27 protein-coding genes are annotated in these 24405 nt (G+C 60.3%); 14 read left to right on the top strand and 13 right to left on the bottom strand.

Features of this window, described 5'->3' with window-relative positions:
* The first annotated feature begins 155 nt into the window (after window positions 1–155).
* Window positions 156–1046, top strand: a complete 891-nt coding sequence (locus AACY36_RS18240; protein WP_049709281.1) for an ATP-binding protein — start codon at window positions 156–158, stop codon at window positions 1044–1046.
* Window positions 1043–1525, top strand: coding sequence for a GAF domain-containing protein (locus AACY36_RS18245; RefSeq protein WP_339414751.1), 483 nt, complete (start codon window positions 1043–1045; stop codon window positions 1523–1525). The genes AACY36_RS18240 and AACY36_RS18245 overlap by 4 nt, the downstream gene beginning before the upstream one ends.
* Here the strand turns inward: AACY36_RS18245 and AACY36_RS18250 are convergent, their stop codons facing one another.
* The 8 genes from AACY36_RS18250 to AACY36_RS18285 form a co-directional block, all read right to left on the bottom strand.
* Window positions 1526–5182 carry a transporter substrate-binding domain-containing protein gene (locus AACY36_RS18250; RefSeq protein WP_339427787.1) on the bottom strand — a complete coding sequence of 1219 codons (3657 nt, stop codon included), beginning with the start codon at window positions 5180–5182 and terminating at the stop codon, window positions 1526–1528.
* A gap of 8 nt (window positions 5183–5190) precedes the next feature.
* Complete coding sequence (locus tag AACY36_RS18255) at window positions 5191–5817, bottom strand: response regulator transcription factor (RefSeq protein ID WP_339414738.1); 627 nt, start codon at window positions 5815–5817, stop codon at window positions 5191–5193.
* 249 nt (window positions 5818–6066) lie between these two features.
* Complete coding sequence (locus tag AACY36_RS18260; protein ID WP_339414737.1) at window positions 6067–6468, bottom strand: response regulator; 402 nt, start codon at window positions 6466–6468, stop codon at window positions 6067–6069.
* Window positions 6469–6640: 172 nt separating this feature from the next.
* On the bottom strand, window positions 6641–7972 hold the full coding sequence (locus AACY36_RS18265) for a deoxyguanosinetriphosphate triphosphohydrolase (protein WP_339427788.1): 1332 nt from the start codon (window positions 7970–7972) through the stop codon (window positions 6641–6643).
* A gap of 71 nt (window positions 7973–8043) precedes the next feature.
* Complete coding sequence (locus tag AACY36_RS18270; protein WP_339414735.1) at window positions 8044–9207, bottom strand: EAL domain-containing protein; 1164 nt, start codon at window positions 9205–9207, stop codon at window positions 8044–8046.
* A gap of 93 nt (window positions 9208–9300) precedes the next feature.
* Window positions 9301–9636, bottom strand: a complete 336-nt coding sequence (locus AACY36_RS18275; RefSeq protein WP_339414734.1) for a hypothetical protein — start codon at window positions 9634–9636, stop codon at window positions 9301–9303.
* Window positions 9633–10016, bottom strand: a complete 384-nt coding sequence (locus AACY36_RS18280; protein ID WP_339414733.1) for a phage holin family protein — start codon at window positions 10014–10016, stop codon at window positions 9633–9635. The genes AACY36_RS18275 and AACY36_RS18280 overlap by 4 nt, the downstream gene beginning before the upstream one ends.
* Before the next feature lie 2 nt (window positions 10017–10018).
* Window positions 10019–10333: a DUF883 family protein gene (locus AACY36_RS18285; protein WP_012723021.1), complete on the bottom strand. Its 315-nt coding sequence runs from the start codon at window positions 10331–10333 to the stop codon at window positions 10019–10021.
* Window positions 10334–10693: 360 nt separating this feature from the next.
* Here AACY36_RS18285 and AACY36_RS18290 point away from each other — a divergent pair, with 360 nt between their 5' ends.
* Window positions 10694–11902 carry an ammonium transporter gene (locus AACY36_RS18290; RefSeq protein ID WP_339414732.1) on the top strand — a complete coding sequence of 403 codons (1209 nt, stop codon included), beginning with the start codon at window positions 10694–10696 and terminating at the stop codon, window positions 11900–11902.
* Here the strand turns inward: AACY36_RS18290 and AACY36_RS18295 are convergent.
* Entirely contained in the window at window positions 11889–13625 is a 1737-nt protein-coding gene (locus tag AACY36_RS18295; protein WP_339414730.1) for a cation:proton antiporter, read from the bottom strand. The genes AACY36_RS18290 and AACY36_RS18295 overlap by 14 nt on opposite strands.
* Window positions 13626–13774: 149 nt before the next feature.
* On the opposite strand from AACY36_RS18295, the gene AACY36_RS18300 reads away from it, so the two are divergent.
* The 3 genes from AACY36_RS18300 (at window position 13775) to AACY36_RS18310 (ending at window position 15384) form a co-directional block, all read left to right on the top strand.
* Entirely contained in the window at window positions 13775–14011 is a 237-nt protein-coding gene (locus tag AACY36_RS18300; RefSeq protein ID WP_339414729.1) for a glutaredoxin family protein, read from the top strand.
* A gap of 74 nt (window positions 14012–14085) precedes the next feature.
* A complete protein-coding gene (locus tag AACY36_RS18305) occupies window positions 14086–14421 on the top strand; it encodes a transcriptional regulator (RefSeq protein WP_339414728.1) in 336 nt (111 codons plus the stop codon).
* A 72-nt stretch (window positions 14422–14493) separates the two neighbouring features.
* Entirely contained in the window at window positions 14494–15384 is an 891-nt protein-coding gene (locus AACY36_RS18310; RefSeq protein ID WP_339414727.1) for a pseudouridine synthase, read from the top strand.
* Window positions 15385–15439: 55 nt separating this feature from the next.
* Here AACY36_RS18310 and AACY36_RS18315 read toward each other — a convergent pair whose 3' ends face one another.
* Together AACY36_RS18315 and mobA are read right to left on the bottom strand one after the other, a co-directional pair.
* Window positions 15440–15661, bottom strand: coding sequence for a YgdI/YgdR family lipoprotein (locus AACY36_RS18315; RefSeq protein WP_339414726.1), 222 nt, complete (start codon window positions 15659–15661; stop codon window positions 15440–15442).
* 79 nt (window positions 15662–15740) lie between these two features.
* Window positions 15741–16343 (bottom strand): molybdenum cofactor guanylyltransferase MobA, encoded by a 603-nt coding sequence (gene mobA, locus AACY36_RS18320; protein WP_339414725.1) that lies wholly within the window; start codon window positions 16341–16343, stop codon window positions 15741–15743.
* Between the two features lie 76 nt (window positions 16344–16419).
* Here mobA and moaB point away from each other — a divergent pair, with 76 nt between their 5' ends.
* The 3 genes from moaB to AACY36_RS18335 all read left to right on the top strand — a co-directional run bounded on the left by moaB (window position 16420) and on the right by AACY36_RS18335 (window position 19529).
* Window positions 16420–16959 carry a molybdenum cofactor biosynthesis protein B gene (gene moaB / locus AACY36_RS18325; protein ID WP_339414724.1) on the top strand — a complete coding sequence of 180 codons (540 nt, stop codon included), beginning with the start codon at window positions 16420–16422 and terminating at the stop codon, window positions 16957–16959.
* Window positions 16943–18169: a molybdopterin molybdotransferase MoeA gene (locus AACY36_RS18330; RefSeq protein WP_339414723.1), complete on the top strand. Its 1227-nt coding sequence runs from the start codon at window positions 16943–16945 to the stop codon at window positions 18167–18169. Before moaB ends, AACY36_RS18330 begins: the two co-directional genes overlap by 17 nt.
* Before the next feature lie 103 nt (window positions 18170–18272).
* Entirely contained in the window at window positions 18273–19529 is a 1257-nt protein-coding gene (locus AACY36_RS18335) for a hypothetical protein (RefSeq protein WP_339414722.1), read from the top strand.
* Window position 19530: 1 nt separating this feature from the next.
* Here the strand turns inward: AACY36_RS18335 and AACY36_RS18340 are convergent, their stop codons facing one another.
* Both AACY36_RS18340 and fliK read right to left on the bottom strand, forming a co-directional pair.
* Window positions 19531–19860 (bottom strand): EscU/YscU/HrcU family type III secretion system export apparatus switch protein, encoded by a 330-nt coding sequence (locus AACY36_RS18340; protein ID WP_269133304.1) that lies wholly within the window; start codon window positions 19858–19860, stop codon window positions 19531–19533.
* Window positions 19857–21434 carry a flagellar hook-length control protein FliK gene (gene fliK / locus AACY36_RS18345; RefSeq protein WP_339414721.1) on the bottom strand — a complete coding sequence of 526 codons (1578 nt, stop codon included), beginning with the start codon at window positions 21432–21434 and terminating at the stop codon, window positions 19857–19859. Before fliK ends, AACY36_RS18340 begins: the two co-directional genes overlap by 4 nt.
* Window positions 21435–21634: 200 nt before the next feature.
* Here fliK and ccmA point away from each other — a divergent pair, with 200 nt between their 5' ends.
* The 5 genes from ccmA to ccmE all read left to right on the top strand — a co-directional run bounded on the left by ccmA (window position 21635) and on the right by ccmE (window position 24402).
* Window positions 21635–22270, top strand: a complete 636-nt coding sequence (ccmA, locus tag AACY36_RS18350; RefSeq protein ID WP_339427789.1) for a cytochrome c biogenesis heme-transporting ATPase CcmA — start codon at window positions 21635–21637, stop codon at window positions 22268–22270.
* Complete coding sequence (ccmB, locus tag AACY36_RS18355) at window positions 22267–22935, top strand: heme exporter protein CcmB (protein ID WP_339414719.1); 669 nt, start codon at window positions 22267–22269, stop codon at window positions 22933–22935. The genes ccmA and ccmB overlap by 4 nt, the downstream gene beginning before the upstream one ends.
* An 86-nt stretch (window positions 22936–23021) precedes the next feature.
* The gene (gene ccmC, locus AACY36_RS18360) at window positions 23022–23777 is read left to right on the top strand and encodes a heme ABC transporter permease (protein ID WP_339414718.1); all 756 of its coding nucleotides are present in this window, start codon (window positions 23022–23024) and stop codon (window positions 23775–23777) included.
* On the top strand, window positions 23774–23950 hold the full coding sequence (gene ccmD / locus AACY36_RS18365; protein ID WP_049709263.1) for a heme exporter protein CcmD: 177 nt from the start codon (window positions 23774–23776) through the stop codon (window positions 23948–23950). The genes ccmC and ccmD overlap by 4 nt, the downstream gene beginning before the upstream one ends.
* Window positions 23947–24402, top strand: a complete 456-nt coding sequence (ccmE, locus tag AACY36_RS18370; RefSeq protein WP_339414717.1) for a cytochrome c maturation protein CcmE — start codon at window positions 23947–23949, stop codon at window positions 24400–24402. The genes ccmD and ccmE overlap by 4 nt, the downstream gene beginning before the upstream one ends.
* The last annotated feature ends 3 nt before the right edge of the window (window positions 24403–24405 follow it).

Here is a 24405-nt window from a genome sequence, read left to right on the forward strand (position 1 = left end):
AACCACTTTACGTTTCCCTTCGCCCGGCAAGCATAGCTGAACATCCACAGGCTCTGGCTTACCCGGCATGAATCGTTTTTTTACGCAGCCTCGTGCGGTCTGCCGCAGGGTTGCCAATACGCCATCTTTTGCAAGAACTTGCCAGAGGAATAATTGTGGATTCTCGATTGAGCGCCTTTCTTGAGCGGGCCGATGCAGTGCTCGCCCGCCTCGAACCCTTATTGCCCGCACCACGCCAAACCATCGATTGGAACCAGTGCCTGGCTGCCCGCTGGCAGCGCGAAGGCCGCAGTGGTTTCCTGTTGCCGTTGGACGTGAGCCTGGACATGCGCCTGTCGGACCTGATCGGTGTCGACAAGCAACGTGAAACGCTGGCGCGCAACACCCAACAATTCATCGATGGCCTGCCCGCCAATCATGCGCTGCTATGGGGCTCGCGTGGCACGGGTAAATCGTCAATGGTGCGCGCCTTGCTGGCGCAGCACGCCAAGGCCGGTTTGCGCCTGATCGAGATCGAACGCGACCATCTGGCCGACCTGCCGCGTGTGGTCGAGCAACTGCTCAAGCTGCCGCAGCGTTTTATCCTGTTCTGCGACGACCTGTCATTCGAGGCAGGCGAAGGCGATTACCGTGTGCTGAAAAGCGTGCTCGACGGCTCCCTCGAACAGGCCCCGGAAAACGTGCTGCTGTACGCCACTTCCAACCGCCGTCACTTGGTGCCGGAAAACCAGAGCGACAATGACAACTGGAAACGCGTGGATGGTGAGTTGCACCCAAGCGAAGCGGTGGAAGACAAGATCGCCTTGTCCGACCGTTTTGGTTTGTGGCTTTCGTTTTACCCATTTACCCAGGAACACTTCCTGGATGTCGTGGAGCACTGGATCGGCGAACTGGCGAGCAAGGCCGGTTTGCAGTGGCAGCGCGATGAAGCGCTAGACATTCTTGCAGTACGCTGGGCTACCGGACGCGGCAACCGCAACGGTCGTTGCGCGTACCAATTCGCTCGTTACTGGGTCGGTCTCAAATTACTGGAACGTCAACCATGATTGATTTACAAAGCGCCGGTACTGGCCTTGATGGCTATGCCATGCTCTGCGCGCAACTGGAGTCGTTGCTGGCCGATGAGCGAGATTTCATCGCCAACAGTGCGCAGTTTTCTGCCTTCCTGTTCAACCAGCTGGACGATTTGAACTGGGCCGGCTTCTACCTTAATCGTAACGAAGAGCTTGTGCTCGGACCGTTCCAGGGCCAGATCGCCTGTGTGCGCATACCGTTCGGCCGCGGGGTGTGCGGTGCGGCGGCGACGACGCGGCAGACCCAGCGGGTGGAGGATGTGCATGCGTTCCCAGGGCATATCGCCTGTGACAGCGCATCGAACAGCGAGCTGGTGGTACCCCTGGTCAAGGACGGCAAATTGATCGGCGTCCTTGACCTCGATAGCCCTTCGTTGGCGCGTTTTACCCCCCAGGACCAGGCGGGTATTGAACAACTGGCCGCGATTTTCCTGCGTTTGACCGACTGCTGATCACGTAAGGGGCGGCAACCGCCCCTTGCTGGCATCGAGTTCTTGAAGCTGCATTTGCAGTAGCCTCTCCAGTTCCAGCATGAGCTTTTCCAAGGATTTCGCACAGGCTTCAACCAGCGTCCAGTCGTCTCCGCTAGCACAAGCTTGTTCAAGAGTCTCGCACTGCCTGGCCAAGGGGGTCGCCTGAACAATGCGGGCAGCACCTTTGATTTTGTGAGCCTGCTCGATGATTTCCTGGAGCGGGGCATGTGCACTTATCAGCGCAGCCAGTTCCTGACGATCATGTTGACTGCTGCTCAACAGCTCCTCCAGCAAACGCCAGCTCAACTGTGGATCGCCGCCGGTCAGGGCCTCGAAGTTCCCGAGGTCGAGGTGCAGGTCGCTGGGTTGGGGGGCAATCTTGGCCAGTTGGCGCTCCAATGCCCTCAGGCTGATCGGTTTGAACAGGCAATCGTTCATACCGGCTTCGGCGCAGCGGTGCTTCTCTTCAGGCTGGGCATTAGCGGTAAAACCCAGCACCACGCACGGCGCGAGTTGCTCACGCTGTTCGTACTCGCGGATCGAGCGGCTCAGCTCGTAGCCATTCATGATGGGCATGTTGCAGTCCGCGATGACCAGGTCGAAGCGTTCCTGACGCCAGGCCTGGAAACCGGTGGCGCCGTTTTGGGCGGCGGTGAACTGGTGTCCCAGGTAACCCAGTTGCTGGCACATCAGCAAGCGGTTGGCGGGATGATCGTCCACTACCAGCACATTGAGTACTGGCGCGGTCGCAGGCGCTTCGGGTTTTTGTTCGACCGTTGCTTGCTCCGGCTGCAGGCGCGTCATGTTCAGGCTTATATGCACCTGAGTGCCCACCATGGGCACGCTGCTCAGGCTAAGTTGCCCGCCCATCATTTCACACAGGCTGCGGCAGATCACCAGCCCAAGGCCTGCACCGCTCCTGGCGAGCAGCCCGGAATTGTCGGCCTGGGCAAAGGGTTCGAAAAGGCGTAACTGGTCATCCCTGCTGATACCTATGCCGGTATCCTCGACCACCAGTTTCATCTCGACCTGCTGCGCCAGTGCGGTGGGCAGTACCTCTACCTTGATTTTGACCTGGCCGCGCTCAGTGAACTTAATCGCGTTGCTGACTAGGTTCGACAGCACCTGCTTGAACCGAAGCGGGTCGATCAAGACTTCGGTGTCATCCAGGTTGGGTTTGAACTCAAGGGACAAACTGAGGGTTTTCTGGCGGGCCAGGCCGTCGAACACACGCACCACCGACTCGATTACCTCTCGTAGGTTCACGCGCTCCGGCGCCAGGCTGAGACGGCCGGATTCAATGCGCGCGATGTCGAGTATATCGCCGATCAGTTCCAGCAGGTCTTTGGCCGAGTTGTACGCCACTTCGATCGCCGGGCGATCAAGGTGGCCTTGGTCGGCGCGCTTGAGGGTCAGTTCGAGCATGCCGATCACCGCGTTCATCGGTGTGCGGATTTCATGGCTCATGGTGGCGAGGAATGTGCTCTTGGCCCGGTTGGCTTCGTCGGCGCGCTCTTTGGCGGCACGGATTTCGTCGAACAATTGGCGCCGCTCGCTGATGTCAATCCAGCCACCAATGATGCCCTGCACCTCTGCGGTAGAGTCGCGGTATGGCAGGATCCAGTGGTAGATCGTCAGTTTTTTTCCGCGGATATACAGGGTGCGATCAAGGATCAGCGGGTTACCTTCGGCCATCACCCGCTGGTAATCGGCGTGATATTGAGCCGCGTCGGTTTCAAGGGCCTCGCTCATCTGGATGGCGCTTTTGCCGATCACATCCTCGCGCTTGACGCCGAAGACCTGCAGGTAGCTGTCATTGCAGGTCTGCAGCAGGCCTTTACGGTCACGCACGTAGATCGGATGCGGGGTTTCATTGACCAGCGCGCGCATGAACTCGAACTGGTCACTGAGCGCGCGTTCGGCCATCTTGCGGTGGTTGATCTGGCGACGCATGTAGGCGTTCCAGCACAGGGAAACCAACAGCAAAAGGCCGGTACCGATGATGATGCGTGCGATCAGTTGATGATAGTTGCGCCAGTAGCTATCGGAGGCGGAGGTGTAGCCTCGCCAGCGACTGTTGACCCCCAGTTCATCCGGGGCGATGCTTAGCAAGGCCTTGTCGAGAATCGAACTGAGTTCGTTGGCACTGCGCGCTGTGGCCAGGGCAAAGGTGGCTGGAAACGTGCCGATAGTGGTGCTGATCTGCAGTTTGTCCTGGAACACCTGGGACGACAGGAAATAGTTGGCGACCACTAAAGGGTTCACCGCACCTTCCACATGCCCTTGGGCCAGCATTTCGGAGGCCTTGAACGTATCGCTGGCTTGTACCAGTTGGATCTGTGGAAAGTCGCGGCGCAGGACGGATTCCAGAGGGTTGCCCGGGGTGATCGCCAGGCGCTTGCCGGCCATCTGCTCGAGGCTCAAGGGCGCATCGGGCTCTTTACGTGTCAGCAGTACGTAGGAGTTTTCCAGGTAAGGTCGGCTGAAGTTCAATTGCGCTTCTCGTTCAGCGCTGGGCACTATTGCGCCGATGATATCGACCTTGCCGGTGGTCACCTGTTCGATCATCGCATTCACGTCACGCCCGCGCTGAATGTCGAAACGCAGTCCGGTGCGCAGGCGAACCAACTCCAGCAGATCGGCGGTAATGCCACGAAAATTGCCGTCGGCATCGAAGAACGTCAACGGAGCGAAGGTTTCGTTCACCGCCACTTTGACCACCGGGTGGTCCTTCAACCAACGCTCCTCACGTTGAGTCAGTTGCAGCTTCTCATCGGTCAGCAGGATGTCGCTGCCGGCGCTCCAGCGCTTGGCGATCGTTTCGCGTTCAGCGGTAGGCACGGCTGTCATTACCGCATCGACGATACTTAAGAAGGTGCGCTGCTGCTGGGGGATGGCAAAGCTGAACCCATAGGCCTCGTGCTTGCCGAAATTGGCCATGCGAATATTCTTCAGGTAGCCCTTGTTGATCATGTAATGGGTGGAAATGGTATCGCCGAGAAACACGTCCGCTTGGTCGAATGCCACCGCATTCAAGGCATTTTGATAAGAGGGGTAGACGCGGATGTTCGCCTGCGGGTAAAGCTTTTCTACTTCGCCCAGTGGCAGGTAGTGGTAGACCAAAGCCAAGCGCATCCCGGCCAGCCCATCCTTCAGGCTGCGGGTCTCGCCTTCACGGGTGACCAGTACCGGCTGGTCCACTGCATAGGGTTCAGACAGCATGAGATTCGGGTTTGCCGCCTCAAAGCCGTTGGACGATCCCAGTAAGTCGATTTCCCCCGTTTCAAGGGCGCGGATCGCGGCTTCTCGGGAGGGGTAGCGCAAGACTGTCATCGGCAGGGCCAGTGCCTTGGCCAGCAGGCCGGCGTAATCGGCGGTGAGTCCCTCGTAGTCGCGGCCGCTGGACGTGAGGTCGAAGGGTGGATAATCAGGAAACGCGGTGCCCAGCACCAACTCGCGCTTGTTTTCCAGCCATTGGCGTTGGGCCTTGTTCAGGTGGGTTTCCAGTTGAACCGAGCCTGCACGACTCAACAAGGTGAAATGTTCCGGACCCGCTGGGTGGTTCGCGAGCACGACGGTGCTGAAGCACAAGCCGGCACTCAATGTAATCAGGTAGTCCTTTATACGCCTGGGCATCCGCTTTCTCACACTAGCGCGTTTCGTTTTGCCATCTCGATAAGTGCTACCAAGGATTTGGCTTGAAGTTTCTGCATTAGCCGCTTTTTATAAGTGCTTACAGTTTTGTTACTCAGAAACATACCTTTGGCGATTTCCTTGTTGGTGCGGCCTTGTGCAAAAAGTTGCAAGACCATGAGTTCGCGGTCATTGACGGCCTTGAACAATTCGAGTTCCTGGGAGTCCCCGCCGTCTACACCATTGCTGTTCAGTGCCTGGCTCGGGAAATAGTTGTAGCCGGATAACACCGCGCGAATGGCGCTGAGCAACTCACTCAAATCGCCTTCCTTGCACACGTAACCATCGGCGCCCGAGCGCATGCAGCGTGTGGCGAACAGGGTGGGGGACTGGGCTGTCAGGATCAGGGTCTTCATTGACGTGTTCATCGCGTTGAAGCGGCAGAGCACTTCCAGCCCATCCAGCTTGGGAATGCTGATGTCCAGGATAATCAGGTCAGGCAGGCATTCTCGGACCATTTGTATGGCGTCGCAGCCGTTATCCGTTTCACCCACCACTTTGTAACCTTCGTGTTCCAGTAACATTCGGATGGCAAGCCGTATAACTGGGTGGTCATCAATAATAAAAACTGAGTTCATGATCACATTCCATGCAAGTGCAAATAAAGCGGGCACATTAGCTCAGAAGAGGAGGGAGGAGCATAAGCCGAGGGGGAACTGGATATAAAACAAGAAAATTCCTACATTAGAAAAGGTAAATGCCTACCGGCTGCTAAGGCGTTGTGAAGCGATATGTCAGTGCTGTGGAAGTGAGTGAACTAAATGCTGCTGTCATGGAGTTAACGGGTGCGGTGTCGACAATTTTCGGCAGTCCATGATGTTTAGTTCCTACATCTGTAACTTGAGTAAAGGGCACAGCAAGTGCGCAAGTTCATGCTTGTTCAGCGGTTTTGATAAATAGCCGAGCAGTGGCAGGCCACGCTCCGCCGCTTGGGATATCAGGCTGGCGAGTTCCGCCACGGGCAATCCGCTCAGCAGGATGGCGGTCGTGGTAAAGCGTCGGCGGCTAGCGATTTCAATCAGTTCGAGGCCGGGCAGGTCAGGCAAGCATTGGTCACAGAGGATGATGTCGAAAGGCTCCTCGGCCCGTGACATCAAACAGATTGCCTGCTCGGCGTTTTCGGCTGGCGTCAGCCGTGCGAAACCGAAGCTTCTGAGCAGGCATTGGGTGGCGAGAAGTTGGAAAGGATGATCCTCCACCAGCAGGATACGAAGTGGGTAATTGGGCATTGGGGGGCCACGCGGTGAGTTAAGCGTCGATGGGGGCGCGTAGGAACAGATCGCCAGGGTCGCCGGGAGCGTGCGTGATTATTCATCGGGCGGTTGTGCGAATTCGATCAGGCCGCTCTGTTCCCTTTGTAGGTAGATTCCTTTCAGGAAACAGGCGACGTGATCGTGCTCGTTATTGAGGGCTGGAGCGTCCTGTCATTTCCCGCGCCATCTCGGTGGCATAGCTGTCGGTCATGCCCGCGATAAAGTCGATCATGCGCAGGAAAGACGCGTGCAACGGCCACTCGGGGTTGGGCGCGTTGTTGCCGAGCAAGTCGAGAATGCGCCGGTTCTTGAACGACGGCGTGCGCCCGCCATGTTGCTCAAGCGCGGCACCGCAGAAGGCGTTCAGGAGAATCTCCAAAGTGGTGTAGGCGCCGATTTCATGCAGGGTCTTGCGCTTGTCCTGAAAGATCTTCTTGCGCGCCATGTCTTTGGCATCCAAGACGCAGCGTTTGGCCGGGCCGTGCATGTGCTCCACCAGATCCCCGTGCAGGGTGCCGGCCAACAAAGCGTCTTGTTGTTCGACGAAGGCCCGTGCCGCCGCGTTGGTCAAATGCTCGATGGCCTTGCCACGCAGGATCGCCAACTTGCGTCGACGGGAGTCCTGGGCGCCGAGTTGGCGATAGGTCTGTGGCAGGTCATCGCCCACCAGGTCCAGCAGCAGCGACTCGACTTCGGTGTACTCCAGCAACTCCATTTCCAGGCCGTCTTCCAAGTCGATCAAGGCGTAGCAAATGTCGTCCGCCGCCTCCATCAGATACACCAGCGGATGCCGGGCCCAGCGCTGATCCTCGAGTTGCGGCAGGCCCAGCTTGTGGGCGATCTGCTCGAGGATCGGCAGCTCGCTCTGGTAGCACCCGAACTTGTGTTTCTTGTAGCCCAGCGAATCCGCGTGCCGGGCGGTCCAGGGGTATTTCAGGTACGTGCCCAGGGTCGCGTAGGTCAGCCGCGTGCCGCCGTCGAACTGGTGGTATTCCAGTTGGGTGAGCACACGAAAGCCCTGCGCGTTGCCTTCGAAGTTGAGGAAGTCATTGCGTTCGGCGCTGCTCATGTCGTCCAGCCAGCCGCGCCCTGCGGCCTGCTGGAACCAGTGGCGGATGGCGTCTTCGCCGGAATGCCCGAATGGCGGGTTGCCGATGTCGTGGGCCAGGCAGGCCGATTGCACCACCATGCCCAGGTCGCTCGGGTCGCACCAGTCGGGCAGGGCGCTGCGCAGGGTTTCTCCGACGCGCATGCCGAGGGAGCGGCCCACACAGCTCACTTCCAGGGAGTGGGTCAGGCGTGTATGGATGTGGTCGTTGCTGGAGACCGGGTGTACCTGGGTCTTGCGGCCCAGGCGGCGAAAGGCGCCGGAGAAGATAATACGGTCGTGGTCTTTGTGAAACGGGCTACGCCCCAGTTCTTCCGGGCTGTGCAGCAGTTTGCCAAGACGTTCGCGAGTCAGCAGGGTGGGCCAATCCAAGGCGGGTACTCTCCGTACGGTGAATGACCCTCCCAGCTTCCCGGTTCAGCGCGGCCTGGGCAAGCGAAAATCTACAGCCCGGCGGCGTCGATATCGATTAACAGCAAGCGCTGACCGTTATCGAAGAATTGTCCGGCAGTGAGGCAATACTGATTGGTGGTCGCGTCGCGGTAGGTCGAAGACAGAGTCAGGCGCCGCTCCTCCCAACCCTCGGCCAGCAGGTGATAGAAGTACGGGCGCCACGACCAGTTGTGGCCCAGGTAGCGACTGTCGGCCTGCCAGGCATCCTGGCGCCATTCAAAGTTGGGGGTCAGTTGCGTGCCATGCCGGTCGCACTGGTAGAAGCGCAGCAGCCAGGGAAAGGCCGGCAGTTGCGGCAACTGGCTCAGCGGCGCCTGGGCCTGCGCCCAGGTTTGCAGGATGTTCATCAGCTCGGCCAATCGCTGGCGCAATTGCATGATGCGCCCACGCTCTGCGAGCTTTTGTTGGACATACGCTGTGCGCAATTGGGCGAAGCGCGAGACGAAGGCGTCGGCGGCGAACCAGTCCAGCTGCGCCTGGGCGAACAGATAGCCCTGCACATAGCGAGAACCACACTCCAGGGCGAAGCTTAACTGCGCTTCGGTTTCCACGCCTTCGGCGATGATCCAGCAGCCGGTCTTCTCCGCCATTTGCGCCAATGCCCTGACCACTTCGCTGCTCGGGCCGCCGCGGGCGGCGGCCTGGAACAGGCGCATGTCCAGCTTGAGAATATCCGGCTGCAATGCCAGCACCCGGTCGAGCTGCGAATAGCCGGCGCCAAAGTCATCGATGGCAATGCGCGCGCCGGCCTCGCGATAACGCACCACCACGTCGGCCAGGCGCTGGATGTCGCCGCCCAGTTCGGTGATCTCGAACACGATGCGTCGCGGGTCGACGCCATGGCTGTGGATCTGCTTCAGGCTCGGCAAGGCTTGGCCCGGGCGCAGGCGATTGATCCAGCGCGGCGAGATGTTCAAGCTCAGGAACCAATCTTCGGGGGCTTCGTGCAAGCGGCTCAGTGCATTGTCACGGATCTGCCGGTCGAGACGGCGCAAGGTCACGCCCGGCGTGCGTGGGTCGGCGAACAGCGGGCCCACGGACTGCAAGCGGCCGTCAGCCTGGCGCAGACGGCCCAGGGCCTCAACGCCGGCGATGCGGCCGGTGGCGGTGTCGATAAACGGCTGGAAGCAGGCGAGCGGTTGCCCGTCGATCACGGGGCCTCCTTAAGCGAGGTGGCGAAAAAAAGGCCCGGCCCTCGAAAACGAGGGCCGGGCCGATTCTGTTAGCAAGAATGCAGCCAGCGAGGCTCAACCTTTGCGCGATGAACCCTGCATGGCCAGTTTGATCAGCGGGATCAAGCCGGCGCCCAGGCGCACCATGCGCGTCAGGCTGCCGATACCGCCGCCCTTGGCGCCCTTGCCGGTAAAGAAGCCCATCAGCGTCACGGCGGCGACGCCCCACAGCGGCGCGTGCTTGATGCCCAGGCCGTCCTGAACGTTCTGGCCCAGGTTGCGCACCTTGTTCAAGGGCAACATCAATTGCTGGGATTCGTGCCGAATCTCCTGGCGATGCATTTCCATGCGCAGGCGAATCAACGCCTTGCGCATTTCCCGCCGTGAGGTGTTTGTGGGTAGTTGAGTCATGGCAGCAGGCGCTCCCGATCATTGGCCAGCTCTTCGAGGGTGGCGTGGAACGGTGTGGACTCATCGAACACCGCCGCTTTCAAGCGCACCCCGCAGAACACTGCGGCCAGCGTGTAGAACACGCACAGGCAGATGATCCCGGTCAGGCGGTAGCCGGTGTCCCACACCAGGATCATCACCAAGGTCGACAGCCCCACCAGCAACAGCAGCGCAAACACCAGCGCCAGGCCTGCAAATAGCAGCAGGCTGACAGTGCGGGCCTTCTGTTCCTGCAATTCAATGCCAAACAATTCGACGTGGCTGTGCAGCAAGCCCAACACGGCCGCGCCCAAACGTCTTGAGGTAGTGCCCGTGGACGAGCCAGTTTCGCCGATAGACATGATTAGCGCCTTGTGGCCAACAGGCCGATCAGAAAACCCACGCCAGCGGCAATGCCTACCGACTGCCAAGGGTTGGCCTGCACGTAATCTTCAGTGGCGGTGACGGCCGCCTGGCCACGTTCGCGCAAGGAGTCTTCGGTCTGTTTCAGGGTTTCGCGGGCCTGCAGCAGCGTGTCATGAATCTTCGCGCGCAGCTCATCGGCCTGGTCACCCGCAAGCACCTTGGTGTCATCCAGCAACCGTTCGGTGTCAGTCACCAAGGTTTGAAAATCCGCCATCAATATTTCTTGAGCAGTCTTTGCAGTTCTTCTGGCCATGGTTATCTCCGTGATTGGCTGATCTGTACGTCGGTTCGATACGTATTTGTTTCGAGTCACCGGCATCGGTGAAGGTTCAGTGCAATTGTCTGGTACAGCTTTTGCTTTGCGTTGGTGCGCAGGCCCCGGGGCTTGCGCTGAATCCGGGCGGCCTTAGGCAATGCCTTGAAAAACCTTACCCTAAATAACTCAATCCCGCGGAAAAACCCTGTCGGCAACGGCCTGTTGTGTCGATCGCTGCGCTAAAGCGGTTCACATCCTCTGTCGAGGGGTGGGGGCGGTGGTGCCAATTTAGTGCGCGCAACTCTGGCTTGAACCGCTTTGGTGCTTTTTGCCTTTATTACAGGTCTGCCAACGTTCATGGAAAATGTGCAAAGTGCAGTGGACACCCTCGTCCATAGTTCCAATACCCTGTTTATCCTGATCGGTGCGGTCATGGTGCTGGCCATGCACGCCGGCTTCGCGTTCCTGGAAGTGGGCACCGTGCGCCAGAAAAACCAAGTCAACGCCTTGTCGAAGATCCTCAGCGACTTCGCCATTTCCACGTTGGCCTATTTCTTTATAGGCTATTGGATCTCCTACGGTGTGAGCTTCATGCAACCGGCCGCTGTGATCAGTGCCGATCATGGTTATGGGTTGGTGAAGTTCTTTTTCCTGCTGACCTTCGCGGCGGCGATCCCTGCGATTATTTCCGGCGGTATCGCCGAGCGTGCGCGGTTTGCTCCGCAGCTCTGCGCAACGGCGTTGATCGTGGCGTTTATCTACCCGTTTTTCGAAGGCATGGTGTGGAACGGCAATTTCGGCCTGCAGGCATGGCTGCTCGCGACCTTTGGCGCCAGCTTCCACGACTTTGCCGGTTCCGTGGTGGTGCACGCCATGGGCGGATGGCTGGCGCTGGCGGCGGTGTTGTTGCTTGGCCCGCGCAATGGGCGCTACCGGGACGGGCGCCTGGTAGCGTTCGCGCCGTCGAGCATTCCGTTCCTGGCGTTGGGCTCGTGGATTTTGATCGTCGGTTGGTTTGGCTTCAACGTGATGAGCGCGCAAACCCTCAACGACGTCAGTGGCCTGGTGGCAGTCAATTCGCTGATGGCCATGGTCGGCGGCACCGTTGCGGCCCTGATCATCGGGCGCAATGACCCAGGCTTCCTGCATAACGGTCCATTGGCCGGGCTGGTGGCGATCTGCGCGGGCTCCGACCTGATGCACCCGGTGGGCGCGCTGGTCACGGGGGCAGTCGCCGGTGGTGTGTTCGTGTGGTTCTTCATCGCGGCCCAGGATCGCTGGAAGATCGACGACGTGCTGGGTGTGTGGCCGTTGCACGGCCTCTGCGGCGTATGGGGCGGCATCGCTTGTGGCATTTTCGGCCAGACCGCCCTCGGTGGACTGGGGGGTGTCAGCCTGATCAGCCAGTTGATCGGCACCACCCTCGGTGTGCTGGTGGCGCTGGCCGGCGGCCTGTTGGTGTACGGCGTGATCAAGCGCGTGACCGGACTGCGCCTGAGCCAGGAAGAAGAGTACTACGGTGCGGACCTGTCGATCCACAAGATCGGCGCGGTCAGTCAGGATTGATCGGCGCCTCTTCTGCGTTGTTCGGGTGCGAGTAGAAACCGTGCAGCAGGTGATAGCGGTTCTGCCGCACTTCATCGACACGCGCCTGTACCTGTTGGTCCGGCAGGCCTAACAGGATCAAGGCATGGGAGGCGAGCATCAGGCTCGACTCCAACAGCTCGGGCACCACTTCATTGGCGCCCGCGGCTTTCAGTTCAGCCAGTTGGCTGTCATCGCGGGTGCGCACCAGGATCGGCACGTCGGGGTTGATTCGGCGCGCTTCTTTCAACACCACCAAGGCAACGTCGCTGTTGTCCACCGCAATCACCACCAACCGTGCACGCTCCAGGCCGACTGCACTGAGCAGGGCGCCACGCCGGCAATCGCCGTAATGCACGCTGCTGTCTTCGGTGTTGGCTTCCTGGACCCGTTCCGGGTCGTCATCCAGGGCGATAAAGGCCTGTTGCTCATTGCGAAGGAAACGTCCGATGGATTGGCCAACACGCCCATACCCGCAAATCACCGCGTGCCCGCGCAATTCGGCGTTCAGCGCGGTGATTTCCTCCAACTGCACTTGCTGGTTGGGCTTGCGGTGCAGGCGCAGGGCAATGCGTGGTGCGGCGCGCAAGAGCAGCGGCGTCAGCAACATCGAACAGAACGTGGCAGCGAGCAGCAGGCCGTTGAATTCATCCGGGATCAGACGGCTTTGCTGCATCTGTGCCATCAACGCAAAACAGAACTCGCCACCCTGGGCCAGGGCCAGGCCACTGCGCCAGGCAGTTTCACTGTCGCTGCCACGCAGCTTGACCAGCGCGGCGACCACACAGCCTTTGACCACCATCAGTGCCAGGGTCAGGCCGAGGATCAGCAGGCTATGGCTGACGAACAGTTGCAGGTCAATAAGCATGCCGATGCTGACGAAAAACAGCCCCAGCAGGATGTCGCGAAACGGGCGTATATCCGCCTCGATCTGATGGCGGTAGTGGCTTTCCCCTAACAGCATGCCGGCGAGGAACGCACCCAGCGCAGGGGAGAGCCCAAGCAGGTGAGTGAGCCAGGCGGTCAGCAACACAATCACCAGCGCCAGCAGCACAAACAGCTCCGCCGAATGGGACGCGGCGACCTCGCGGAACAAACGCGGCAACAGCCAACGGCTGGCGAGCAGCAGGCCGACAAATAAGAACACGGTTTTGCCGAGTGTCAGCGGCAGCGCCAGGTACCAGGCTTGCTCGCCGGTGCCGGCAAATACCGGCACCAGGGTCAGCAGCAACACCGCCACTACGTCCTGAAACAGCAACACGCCAATCGCGTTCTGGCCGTGGCTGCTGAAGATTTCACCAAGGCTGGTCAGCTCCTTGCTGACGATCGCCGTGGATGACAACGCCAGCCCAGCCCCCAGCAACAGGGCGATCCCCGGCGCCACACCAAAGGCCATCAATAATCCGCCCAGCAGTACTGCGCAACCCAGCACCTGCAAACTGCCCAGGCCAAACACCACGCGGCGCAGGGCGAGCGTCCTGGTCAGGGAAAACTCCAGGCCCAGGGAGAACAGCAGGAACACCACACCGAGTTCGGCGAGGTCGGGCAGGTCCTCACTGTCATTCACCCAGTCCAGCGCGGTGGGCCCCACGGCCAGGCCGACGCACAGGTAGCCCAGCACAGGCGGCAATCGCAACCGGCGAAACAGTGCAATCACCACCAGGGATGAGGCCAAAATGATCAGCAGGTTGGCAAACACACGCATCTCCGTTGCTAGGGGGTAGGCAAAAAACCGCCAGAATCGCCGAATCAGTTATACGCCATGGTGACCTGGGTCAGGGTTTTAGTGAAGGTGGGCGAGAGGCCGTAACCGGGCTTAGAATGGTGGCCTGTTTTCTGACCAGGTCCATTGCCATGCTTCCTGAATGCCAGTTATTCGGCACCCTGGGTTGCCATCTTTGTGAAATCGCCGAAGCCATAATCATGCCGCTCGTCGAACACGGGTTGCTGGTGGAACTGGTGGATATCACCGACCCCGAAGACCTGACCGAAGCCTACGGCCTGCGGATCCCGGTGCTTCGCCGGGTAGACACCGGGGCGGAACTGGATTGGCCATTCGACGCACAACAGGTTGTCGCCTTCCTTCGCTGAGTGTTATGCGATGGCAGGTTTCCGATTATTACGTTACTGTATGTTTGTACAGCGATTGAATAGAGGGAACGCCCGTGGTGAATGTTGAACAACTGAAAAGCAGCGTCAATCGCATGTCCGCCGACGTCGTGCGCGACGCGGTGAACGAGCTGCGCCTTGACGGCCTGGTCACGGAAGGCAAGACGCCGTTTAATAAAGTGCATTTCAATACTTGCTTCGCCGAGATCGAGGCGCTGTTCCAGCGCGCCGGTTATCACAAGCAGCTGGATGTGGTGGGTTACCAGGGCTTGTTGTACGCGTTGTACGACCCGGGCCGCTGGGAAGCGGTGGACGTGCTGCGCTGGCTCAAGGAATTCACCGACGCCGCCAGTGCCTCGAAGGTTCTGCGGGCAACGTTGGCCAAGGCCTGAGATTCGCCCTAGGCTCAATCCCGCGCAATGCGGGATAATGCCTGCCGGTTTTCCCAAGGCTTGAGCATCTGCATGTCCACTTCTGTTTTTATCGCCTCCGAGCATCAAGCCAGTACGTTGTACTTGCCACCGGGCCCTTGGGCGACGGTGCTCGATTGCCTCTGCGAACACTTCCCGGCGATCAGCCGTGAACATTGGCTGGACCGCATCGCCCGCGGCCGTGTATTGGATATCAACGGCAGCCCGATTAGCCAGGACCTGGCCTACAAGGAAGGCCTGTGCATCTATTACTTCCGCGAAGTGCCCAACGAGAAAATCATCCCCGTACAGGAAACCATCCTGTATGCCGACGAGCACCTGGTGGTGGCAGACAAACCCCATTTCCTGCCCGTGACCCCGGCCGGTGAATATGTCGAGCAAACCCTGCTGCGGCGCCTGATTCGCCGCCTCGACAACCCGTCGCTGGTGCCCTTGCATCGCATCGATCGACATACAGCGGGGTTGGTGCTGTTCTCGGTCAACCCGGCCAGCCGCTCCGCGTATCAACAACTGTTTCCCACGCGCAAGATCGATAAATTCTACGAGGCCATCGCACCGGCTTTGCCTGACCTGACGTTCCCCAGGGTGCATAAAAGCCGTCTGGTCGGTGGCGAACCGTTCTTTCGTATGCAGGAGGGGCCCGGCGCCGCCAACACTGAAACGGCTATGGAAGTGCGCGAAAAGAATGGCGATCTATGGCGCTACGGCCTGTTTCCCGTGACCGGCAAGAAGCACCAGCTGCGCGTGCATATGACGGCGCTTGGCGCGAGTATCTGTAACGACCCGTTCTATCCGGACGTGATCAAGGACGCGGTGGACGACTACGCCAACCCACTCAAGCTGCTGGCACAGGGCGTGCGTTTTATCGACCCGGTCACAGGCGCAGAGCGCCGCTTTCGCAGCCAGATCACCCTCGACTGGTAACCCCTCGGAAACGACAAGGCCCGCGCGAGGCGGGCCTTGTAGCAAACGGTAAGACTTACAGGTCTTTAACGGTGCGAACCTGATCTTTGTTGATGCGGGTGCGCTTGCCGTCAAGTTGTTCGAATTCGTAGAAACCCGAATCGTCATTGTATTTCGGGGTGTCGACGGCCTGGATTTCGCGACCGTCATTCAGGGTGATCACTGTCGGCGAAGCGCAACCGGCGAGGGTGGCGAGGCCCAGTGCAAGCATGAGAGCGGCGATGGTCCGTTGAGTCATGAGATTGTCTCCGAGAGAATACTTTTTAATTGCTGACCTTGTGACGCGTGCGGCGCCGACAAAGTTCCTGATGCGAGGTTCATTCTGACATGCCCGGCCGCGTCTGTAACAGCTCGGGCGTATTAAGGTTGGCCAGTCGCGGGTCATCCGCCGGGCACTCCAGTCCCACGCCACCCAGTTGCAGGAAGATCTTGCGTGGGCTGCGTTCACCCGCACGCCATGCCTCTTCTACCTCGGTTTGCAGGTGGGTAGGGATGATGCAGATCAAGGGTTCCCAGAATTCACCATGGCGCACCATCACCGGCAGCAGCGGGTTGTGCCGCGCTGTCTGCCGCAGGTCGGCGAGCAATCGCGCGTCAATATGCGGTACATCGCACGGCAATATCAGCAGGTGTGCGTGGCGCGCGGCGGCGAGTCCCGCACGGATACCGGCGAGCGGACCGGGAAAGTCCGGGCTATCGTCATTCACCAGTTGGTCGGCATAGGCGGCGTAGTGTTGCGGGTTGCGGTTGCACGAGATGATCAGGTCATCCGTGAGCGGTCGAACCAGGCTCTGTAGATGCGCGATCAAGGGCTGGCCGCGCCAATCCAACAGGCCTTTGTCCTGGCCGCCCATGCGCTGCCCGCGCCCACCGGATAGCAGCAGGACCGAACATGGCAGGGGGGATGAGTCGATAGGCATGGCGGTTCCGCAGCGGCAGCAAAAGGGGGGGCTGTGATATAACATCGGGCTGTTCCTTCGACAACCGGACCGTGCCATGAACGCCAAGGCAGATGCGCCCTTCGTACCCCTGAATATCGCTGTATTGACCGTCAGTGACACCCGCACCCTGGACACCGACACCTCGGGCCAGGTCTTCGTCGACCGTCTCACCGCCGCTGGCCATCAGCTGGCCGAGCGCGTGCTGCTTAAGGACGACCTTTACAAAATCCGCGCCCAAGTCGCCCACTGGATCGCCGAAGACGTGGTGCAAGTGGTGTTGATCACCGGCGGCACCGGCTTCACCGGCCGTGACAGCACGCCTGAGGCCGTCAGTTGCCTGCTCGATAAACAGGTCGACGGATTTGGCGAACTGTTCCGCCAGATTTCCGTGGCTGATATCGGCACTTCTACCGTGCAGTCCCGCGCATTGGCAGGCTTGGCCAATGGCACCCTGGTGTGCTGCCTGCCGGGTTCCACCAATGCGGTGCGTACCGGTTGGGATGGCATCCTCGCCGAGCAGTTGGACAACCGTCATCGCCCGTGCAACTTCGTGCCGCACCTGAAGCAGGCCGAGCCTTGTGAATCCCGTGGGTAAGCCTGGCAAGACCGGCGCTCTGATGCCGGTGGAAGAGGCATTGCAACAACTGCTGGCGATGGCCGAAGCCGCGCCGATCCGCGAGCAGGAAACGCTGCCCCTGGCTGACTGCGATGGCCGTGTATTGGCCCAAGACCTGATCTCTACGCTCGATCTGCCACCTTGGCCGAACAGCGCCATGGACGGTTACGCCGTGCGCTTGGCGGACTGGACCGGGGAACCGTTGGTCGTGAGCCAGCGCATCTTCGCCGGTCAGGCGCCACAGCCCCTGGCCACCGGTACTTGCGCGCGGATCTTCACCGGCGCGCCGGTTCCCGAAGGTGCTGACTGTGTGGAAATGCAAGAGAACGCTGTGGTCCACGCCGACGAGCGCGTGAGCTTCACCGAAGCCCTGCACATCGATCAGAACATCCGCCCCCAAGGCCAGGAAACCACCGTAGGCGAGCTTGTGTTAACGGCCGGCACGCGCCTGGGCCCGATTGAACTGGGCCTGGCCGCTTCCCTCGGCCGTGATTGCCTGGAAGTCGTACGCCGACCGCGCGTGGCGGTGTTGTCCACCGGCGATGAATTGATCGAGCCGGGCTTGCCGCTCGGGCCGGGGCAGATCTACAACAGCAACCGACGCGTGCTCTGCTCATGGCTGGCGCGCATGGGATGCGAAGTGATCGACGCTGGGATCCTGCCCGATGATCTAGACCGGACTCGCACTCGCCTGGCCGATTTGGGCAATGTCGACCTCATCCTGTCGACCGGCGGTGTGTCGGTAGGCGAGGCGGATTTCCTCGGCATTGCCCTGCGTGAAGAGGGTGAGCTGGCGCTGTGGAAACTCGCGATCAAGCCAGGCAAGCCGCTGACCTTCGGCCACTTCCGAGGCGTGCCGGTGATCGGCTTGCCGGGTAACCCGGCCTCGACGTTGGTGACTTTCGCTCTGCTCGCGCGCCCTTATTTGCTGCGCCGCCAAGGCGTGCAAGATGTCGAGCCGCTGCGCTTTGAAGTGCCGGTGGGGTTCACCTGGCCCAAACCGGGCAACCGTCGCGAATACCTGCGCGGACGCATCGAGCAGGGCAAGGCAATCATCTACCGCAACCAGAGCTCGGGCGTGCTGCGCAGTGCGGCGTGGGCGCAAGGGTTTGTGGAGGTGTTGGAAGGCACCACGTTGACGATTGGCGACCGGGTCAATTTCATTCCTTTGAGTGAAGTAATGAGCTGACGCGCAGTTCATCGGTGGCAGACTCACACTCAAGAAAAGTCCTATGAGTAAACCTGAGCAGGCAGGCTAATTTGCCGAGTTCTGGTTGACTGGAGGACTGACGATGACTATCCAACGTGCTACATCCGTTAATAGCGTGGAGGCGCCCGTTTACGCCGAGCCCGGCATGCCCACTGCAGCCTCAATCAATTCAACCAATGCGCGTAGTGTCTTGAGCGAATTGATTGGCCGGCCGCCTTCCGAGAACAATTATCGAGAGCGACTTGCCTGCATGATCGCCGATCCGAATATTACTTCCTGGCAGGCGTTGACGCGCAACCCAAGGCAATTGCAACGGCTGCAGGATAACGAGCGGTTGGGCTGGTCCAACCCGGCTGCTGCTGACAGAAGTATGCCAACACTGGCGCAGGCTCTGGGCAAAAGAAACGTCTGGCTGCCTGAGGTGGAAAGCCTCAATGGCAACATCCTGAAAAACCTGACGGCGCAGATGGCAGAGAAGTACCTGACGCAGTTCCAGTCCATCCTCCAAGACCCGGTACCTGCCGTGTCGCAAGATGTCTCGATAGTTCGCGGTGCGCCGTCAGCGGGTAAAACCACCTTTCTGACCGGCCAGTTCGCGCTCAACACCGATGTTGTGAAGAATATGATCCAGAACCGTATGCCCGGTACCAGCATGCTGCAAGTGCATGATCAGGGCGCGGCACTGGTTCAGCAGTTCATGGGGCCTATGGAAAAGCGCTTGGGGCAGCCATTGACGCGGGACGCGTTGTACTTGTGGCCAAATGACTTCAATCAGAAGATCGCCGATGTCGCACGTTTGAGCCAAGAGCCGAAGCTGCATTTCCATGATATCCAGGTGGACCTAGCGACCTTGTGCTGCCGGATTCTCAAACGTGGGACGGATGATGCGGTGATGGACTTCAATGTCCTGAGCCAGTTTTTCAGTGCGGGTCTGGAGCATCGTGGCCCGAGTATCGAGTCGGTCAAGAGCAATCAGGACAGGCTCAAGGAGTATTCACTGTCGGCCTGGGACGGTCAGCAGAACGTGCTCGTCGCCCAGCGCGCACCAGGTACGAAGGCGTTTGTGATCAAGGATCAGGTCCTGTTCGATCATGTTACTGCCCGAGATAGCCGTTCCATAAAGGCGGAGATAGACAATGTTCGCAACACCGTCATTAACGCGCAGTTCATCGAGGCCTTCACTGCTCCGCTTGCGCCGGCTCAGGCCAGCGCGTTCGGTGCAGCATTGCGACGGTACGAGGGGCAGACGTTCGAGCAGGCGTTGAAGCAGCATGCGCAGCGCAAGCCCGTTGCCACGTCGGTCGCGGCTCGCGTATTGGCCGGTGTGATGCCCGGCTGATTCAGTAGTCATCCCCACGTTCGGTCACGTCGCGTTCCACTGGCGCGGCATCCGGGTCATACCCCACCGGAAACTTGCCCTTCAACGTCCATGCAAACGCAATGATCTCGGCAATTGTGCGGTACAACTCCTCGGGAATGCTGTCCCCCAGCTCCATCCGCGCCAGCAGCTTCACCAACTCGGCGTTTTCATAGATGGGCACTTCATTTTCACGCGCCAACTTCAGGATCGCTTCGGCCAGGGCATCATCGCCCTTGGCCGTCAGGGTAGGTGCTTGCTGGCCGTCGTACTTCAGGGCAATCGCTTGGCGCGGTGGCGTAGGGTTTTTCATGCGGTCTCATCCACCCAGCGTTGTTCCAGTCCAGTTTTGGGCCCGCGCGGCGGGGTGCCGAGGTGGCAATCGAGGTCACCGACGTTGAGGCCCGAGGTCACCAGGCGTTCGCGCAGGTTGCTCAAGTGGCTTTCGATCAGGCTGGCGGTGAATGGCCGGGTCGCCCACAGCTGGCTGGACAGTTTGCCCTGGCTCAATTGCGCTTGGACCTGCAACGGTCCCAGTGGCTCCATATCGAAGGCCAACTCGACGCGCCAGAGCATCTGTTTGGCGTCCTTCTTGTCTTTGCGTTCGGGCTGGTCTTTGTCCGGCGCCGGTTCTTCGCGTTGGAACTTGACCTGCAAGGGCACGATGTCCTGCAGGGTGCGCATAGGGATTTCCAGCTGCCACGTGGTTTGCAGGCGACCGTCGGCGGTGGTGCCGGTCTGCTCCAGGCTCGACAGCTGATGGCTCTGCAACCGTGAAATCGCCCCGGCGGCCAGGCGCAGCAGGTTTTCCAGGTCGCCTTCGCCTTCCAGCTTGGCCATCAGGCGTTCGGGCAGCGGGAAGCCAGCGGGTAGATGTCGGGCGCTGACCTGGCCGAGGGTGTTCAGCGGGCTGCGTACAAAGTTGGGCAGCACCTGTGCCAGGGTATTGGCGGCGAGGATGGCATTCAGGTTGGTGCTGGCGGGCAGGGCGGGCAACAAGTCCGCGACCAGGCGCAGCAAGGCACCTTTCATGTCCAACGGGGGAATTTGCGGGTTTTGCCCGGCGAGCAGCTTGGTTTCAAGAAACGCCCCGCTGTTCTGGATGACTTGCGCGAGTACCTTGGGATTGCTGACCTGGGCCAAATCCGGCAAGGCGGCCAGCAAACGGTCGGCGGCGGCGCGCAGGTCGGCGGAGGTGCTGTCGCCGCGCGGCAGGTTTTGCAGCGCAGTGAACACCGCATCCAGCGAGCCTTGGCGACTTTGTTGGGTCGACAGTTGCTGCGTGACGGCCAACTGATCCTTGAGCCCGCTCAAGGGCACAAAGCTCAAGGTCTGCGCGTTCTGCACCACGGCACTGAGCAGGCTGCCGACGCGCAGCGGCTGCGGGCTTTCCACGGTCAGGGTGGCGCCCGTCAGTACGCTGTTGAGCACGGTCACCAGTGAGCGGTAAATCGCTGGTTGCGCCGTGCCTTGGGGCAGCATTTGGGTGGTCAGCACCTTGGCCTGCAACAGCGTGCCCACTGGCGTCTGGTGGGTATCGATGCGGGTGAGGGCGGCGACATTCGCGCTCAAGGCCTGCTGCAGGCTGAGGGTCAGGTTGCCAGCGGGCGTCTGGCTCACCGCGACATTGCTGCCCAGCGGCAAGGGCTGGGTGCTGCTGGCTTGCACCAGGGTCTGACGGCCACCTTCCAAGGTCAATTTGAGTAGCAACTGAAAGGCGTCGCCGCCTTGTTTCAAGGCGATCACTTCAGCGTTTGCGGTTTTCCCTGGGGCGATCAGGCCGATCTGCGGCTCCAGCAGTTTCAGCAATTCACCGGTCGCAGGCGCAGGGCTGGGCCCGGCCGCAGTAGCAGGTGGAAGCGTAGGAAGGTTGATCTCACCGGTCATCGCGCGCGTCGTCTCTGGGGAAATTGCCCTCTTTAGAGTCGGGCATCACATGTATAATGCCGCCCGTCTGCAAAGAGAGCGCTAAAAACCTCACAACTATTTGATCCAGCTCTCTAAAATCGGTCGCCGAAGCCGTTATTGTGCATTTCTCTTTAACGGCCGCTGCACCGCCGACTTGAACCGTAAAGGCCCGCGATCTTTTGACCAGCCCTCTTCTTGAAGCCTTAGCGCTCTCCTGTGAACGCGACCTGCGCCTGCTGTTCGAGCACCTCGAACTGCGGCTGGTGGGCGGCGACATGGTGCAGATCAGTGGCCCCAACGGCAGCGGCAAGACCAGTTTGCTGCGCCTGCTGGCCGGGCTGATGCAGCCGACGGCCGGCGAGGTACGCCTCAACGGCAAGCCCCTCAACGAACAACGCACCGAACTGGCACGCAACCTGATCTGGATCGGCCACGCCGCCGGCATCAAGGACGTGCTCACCGCCGAAGAAAACCTCAGTTGGCTCAGCGCCCTGCATCACCCTGCTTCGCGCGATGCCATTTGGCAGGCTCTGGCCGCTGTTGGTCTCAAGGGTTTCGAAGACGTGCCCTGCCACACCCTGTCCGCTGGTCAACAGCGCCGCGTGGCCCTGGCGCGTTTGTACCTGCCCGGCCCGCCGTTGTGGATCCTCGATGAGCCGTTCACCGCCCTCGACAAGCAAGGCGTCGCCCAGTTGGAAGGACACCTGGCCCAGCACTGCGAGCGGGGCGGTCTGGTCATCCTCACCACTCACCATACCCTCACGCGTAAGCCCGCCGGTTACCGTGACCTGGACCTGGGGCGGTGGTCGGCATGAGCGTATTCGCCCTGCTGGTTGCCCGCGAAGCGCGGCTGCTGTGTCGTCGCCCGGCCGAGTTGGCCAACCCGCTGGTATTCTTCGCCATTGTCATCGCGTTGTTCCCGTTGGCGGTCGGCCCCGAGATTAAACTGTTGCAAACCTTGTCCCCTGGGCTGGTGTGGGTCGCCGCACTTTTATCCGTCCTGCTCTCGCTGGACGGACTGTTTCGCAGTGATTTCGAAGACGGTTCCCTGGAACAGTGGGTCCTTTCGTCGCACCCCTTGCCACTTCTGGTACTGGCCAAGGTACTGGCACACTGGGCTTTTTCCGGCCTGGCGCTTGTCTTGCTCTCGCCGCTGCTGGCGATGATGCTGGGCCTGCCCACCGAATGCCTGCCGATCCTGCTCCTGAGCCTGCTGCTCGGTACACCGGTCCTCAGTTTGCTGGGGGCGGTGGGCGCGGCGTTGACCGTGGGTTTGAAGCGCGGCGGCCTGTTGCTGGCCTTGTTGATTCTGCCTTTGTATATCCCGGTACTGATCCTGGGCAGCGGTGCGTTGCAAGCCGCGCTCATGGGCATGCCGGCGACCGGTTACCTCTTGTGGCTGGGTAGCCTGACCGCCCTGGCGGTAACCCTGACACCCTTTGCTATAGCGGCCGGCCTGAAGATTAGCGTTGGCGAATAATGAGGTCTGACTGAACGCTATACGTTCAGTCAGTAAAGACCCTACGCTTCTTGTCACGACAAGAAGCAACCGTGATGGAAACAGCAATGAACTGGACCTGGTTTCATAAGCTCGGCTCGCCCAAATTCTTCTATGGCATCAGCGGCAAGCTGCTGCCGTGGTTGAGCATCGCCGCCGTGTTGCTGATCGGCATCGGCCTGGTCTGGGGCCTGGCCTTCGCGCCGCCGGACTATCAGCAAGGCAACAGCTTTCGCATCATCTATATCCACGTTCCCGCCGCGATGCTGGCCCAGTCCTGCTACGTGATGCTGGCGGTGTGCGGCATCGTCGGCCTAGTGTGGAAGATGAAGCTCGCAGACGTCGCGCTGCAATGCGCTGCCCCCATCGGCGCGTGGATGACCGCCGTGGCGCTGGTCACCGGCGCAATCTGGGGCAAGCCGACCTGGGGTTCTTGGTGGGTGTGGGATGCGCGACTAACGTCCATGCTGATTTTGCTGTTCCTGTACTTCGGTCTGATTGCCCTGGGCAACGCGATCAGCAATCGTGACAGCGCCGCCAAGGCCTGCGCGGTGTTGGCGATTGTTGGTGTGATCAATATCCCGATCATCAAATACTCGGTGGAGTGGTGGAACACCCTGCACCAGGGCGCCACCTTCACCCTCACCGAAAAACCGGCGATGCCTATGGAAATGTGGGCGCCGCTGCTGCTGATGGTGCTGGGGTTCTACTGTTTCTTCGGCGCCGTGCTGCTGATGCGCATGCGCCTAGAAGTGCTCAAGCGTGAAGCCCGCACCCATTGGGTCAAGGCCGAAGTGCAAAGCAGCCTGGGAGCGCGTGGATGAGTTTTGCTTCTTTCAGCGAGTTTATCGCCATGGGCCACCACGGCCTGTATGTCTGGACGGCCTATGGCATCTGCCTGGCAGTGCTGGCCCTCAACGTCGCCGCGCCGATCCTGGCCCGCAAGCGTTACCTGCAACAAGAGGCGCGTCGTCTGCGCCGGGAGACCGAAAAGTGAATCCGCTGCGTAGAAAGCGTCTGTTGATCATCCTTGCCATCCTCGCTGGCGTCGGCATTGCCGTGGCCCTGGCGTTGAGCGCTCTGCAGCAGAACATCAACCTGTTCTACACCCCGACCCAGATCGCCAACGGCGAAGCGCCTGTCGATATGCGCATCCGTGCTGGCGGCATGGTGGAGAAGGGCTCCTTGAAGCGTTCCGGCGATTCCCTGGACGTGACCTTCGTGGTCACCGACTTCAGCAAATCTGTGACCATCACCTACCGCGGTATCCTCCCGGACCTGTTCCGCGAAGGCCAGGGCATTGTCGCCCTGGGCAAGCTCAACGCCGACGGCGTGGTGGTGGCCGATGAAGTGCTGGCCAAACACGACGAAAAATACATGCCGCCAGAAGTCACCAAAGCGTTGAAAGACAGCGGCCAGTCCGCGCCAATGCCTGCCAAGGAGGGTTGAGCC

Source organism: Pseudomonas sp. EA_15y_Pfl1_P101, from assembly GCF_963970835.1.
GTDB lineage: Bacteria > Pseudomonadota > Gammaproteobacteria > Pseudomonadales > Pseudomonadaceae > Aquipseudomonas > Aquipseudomonas tritici.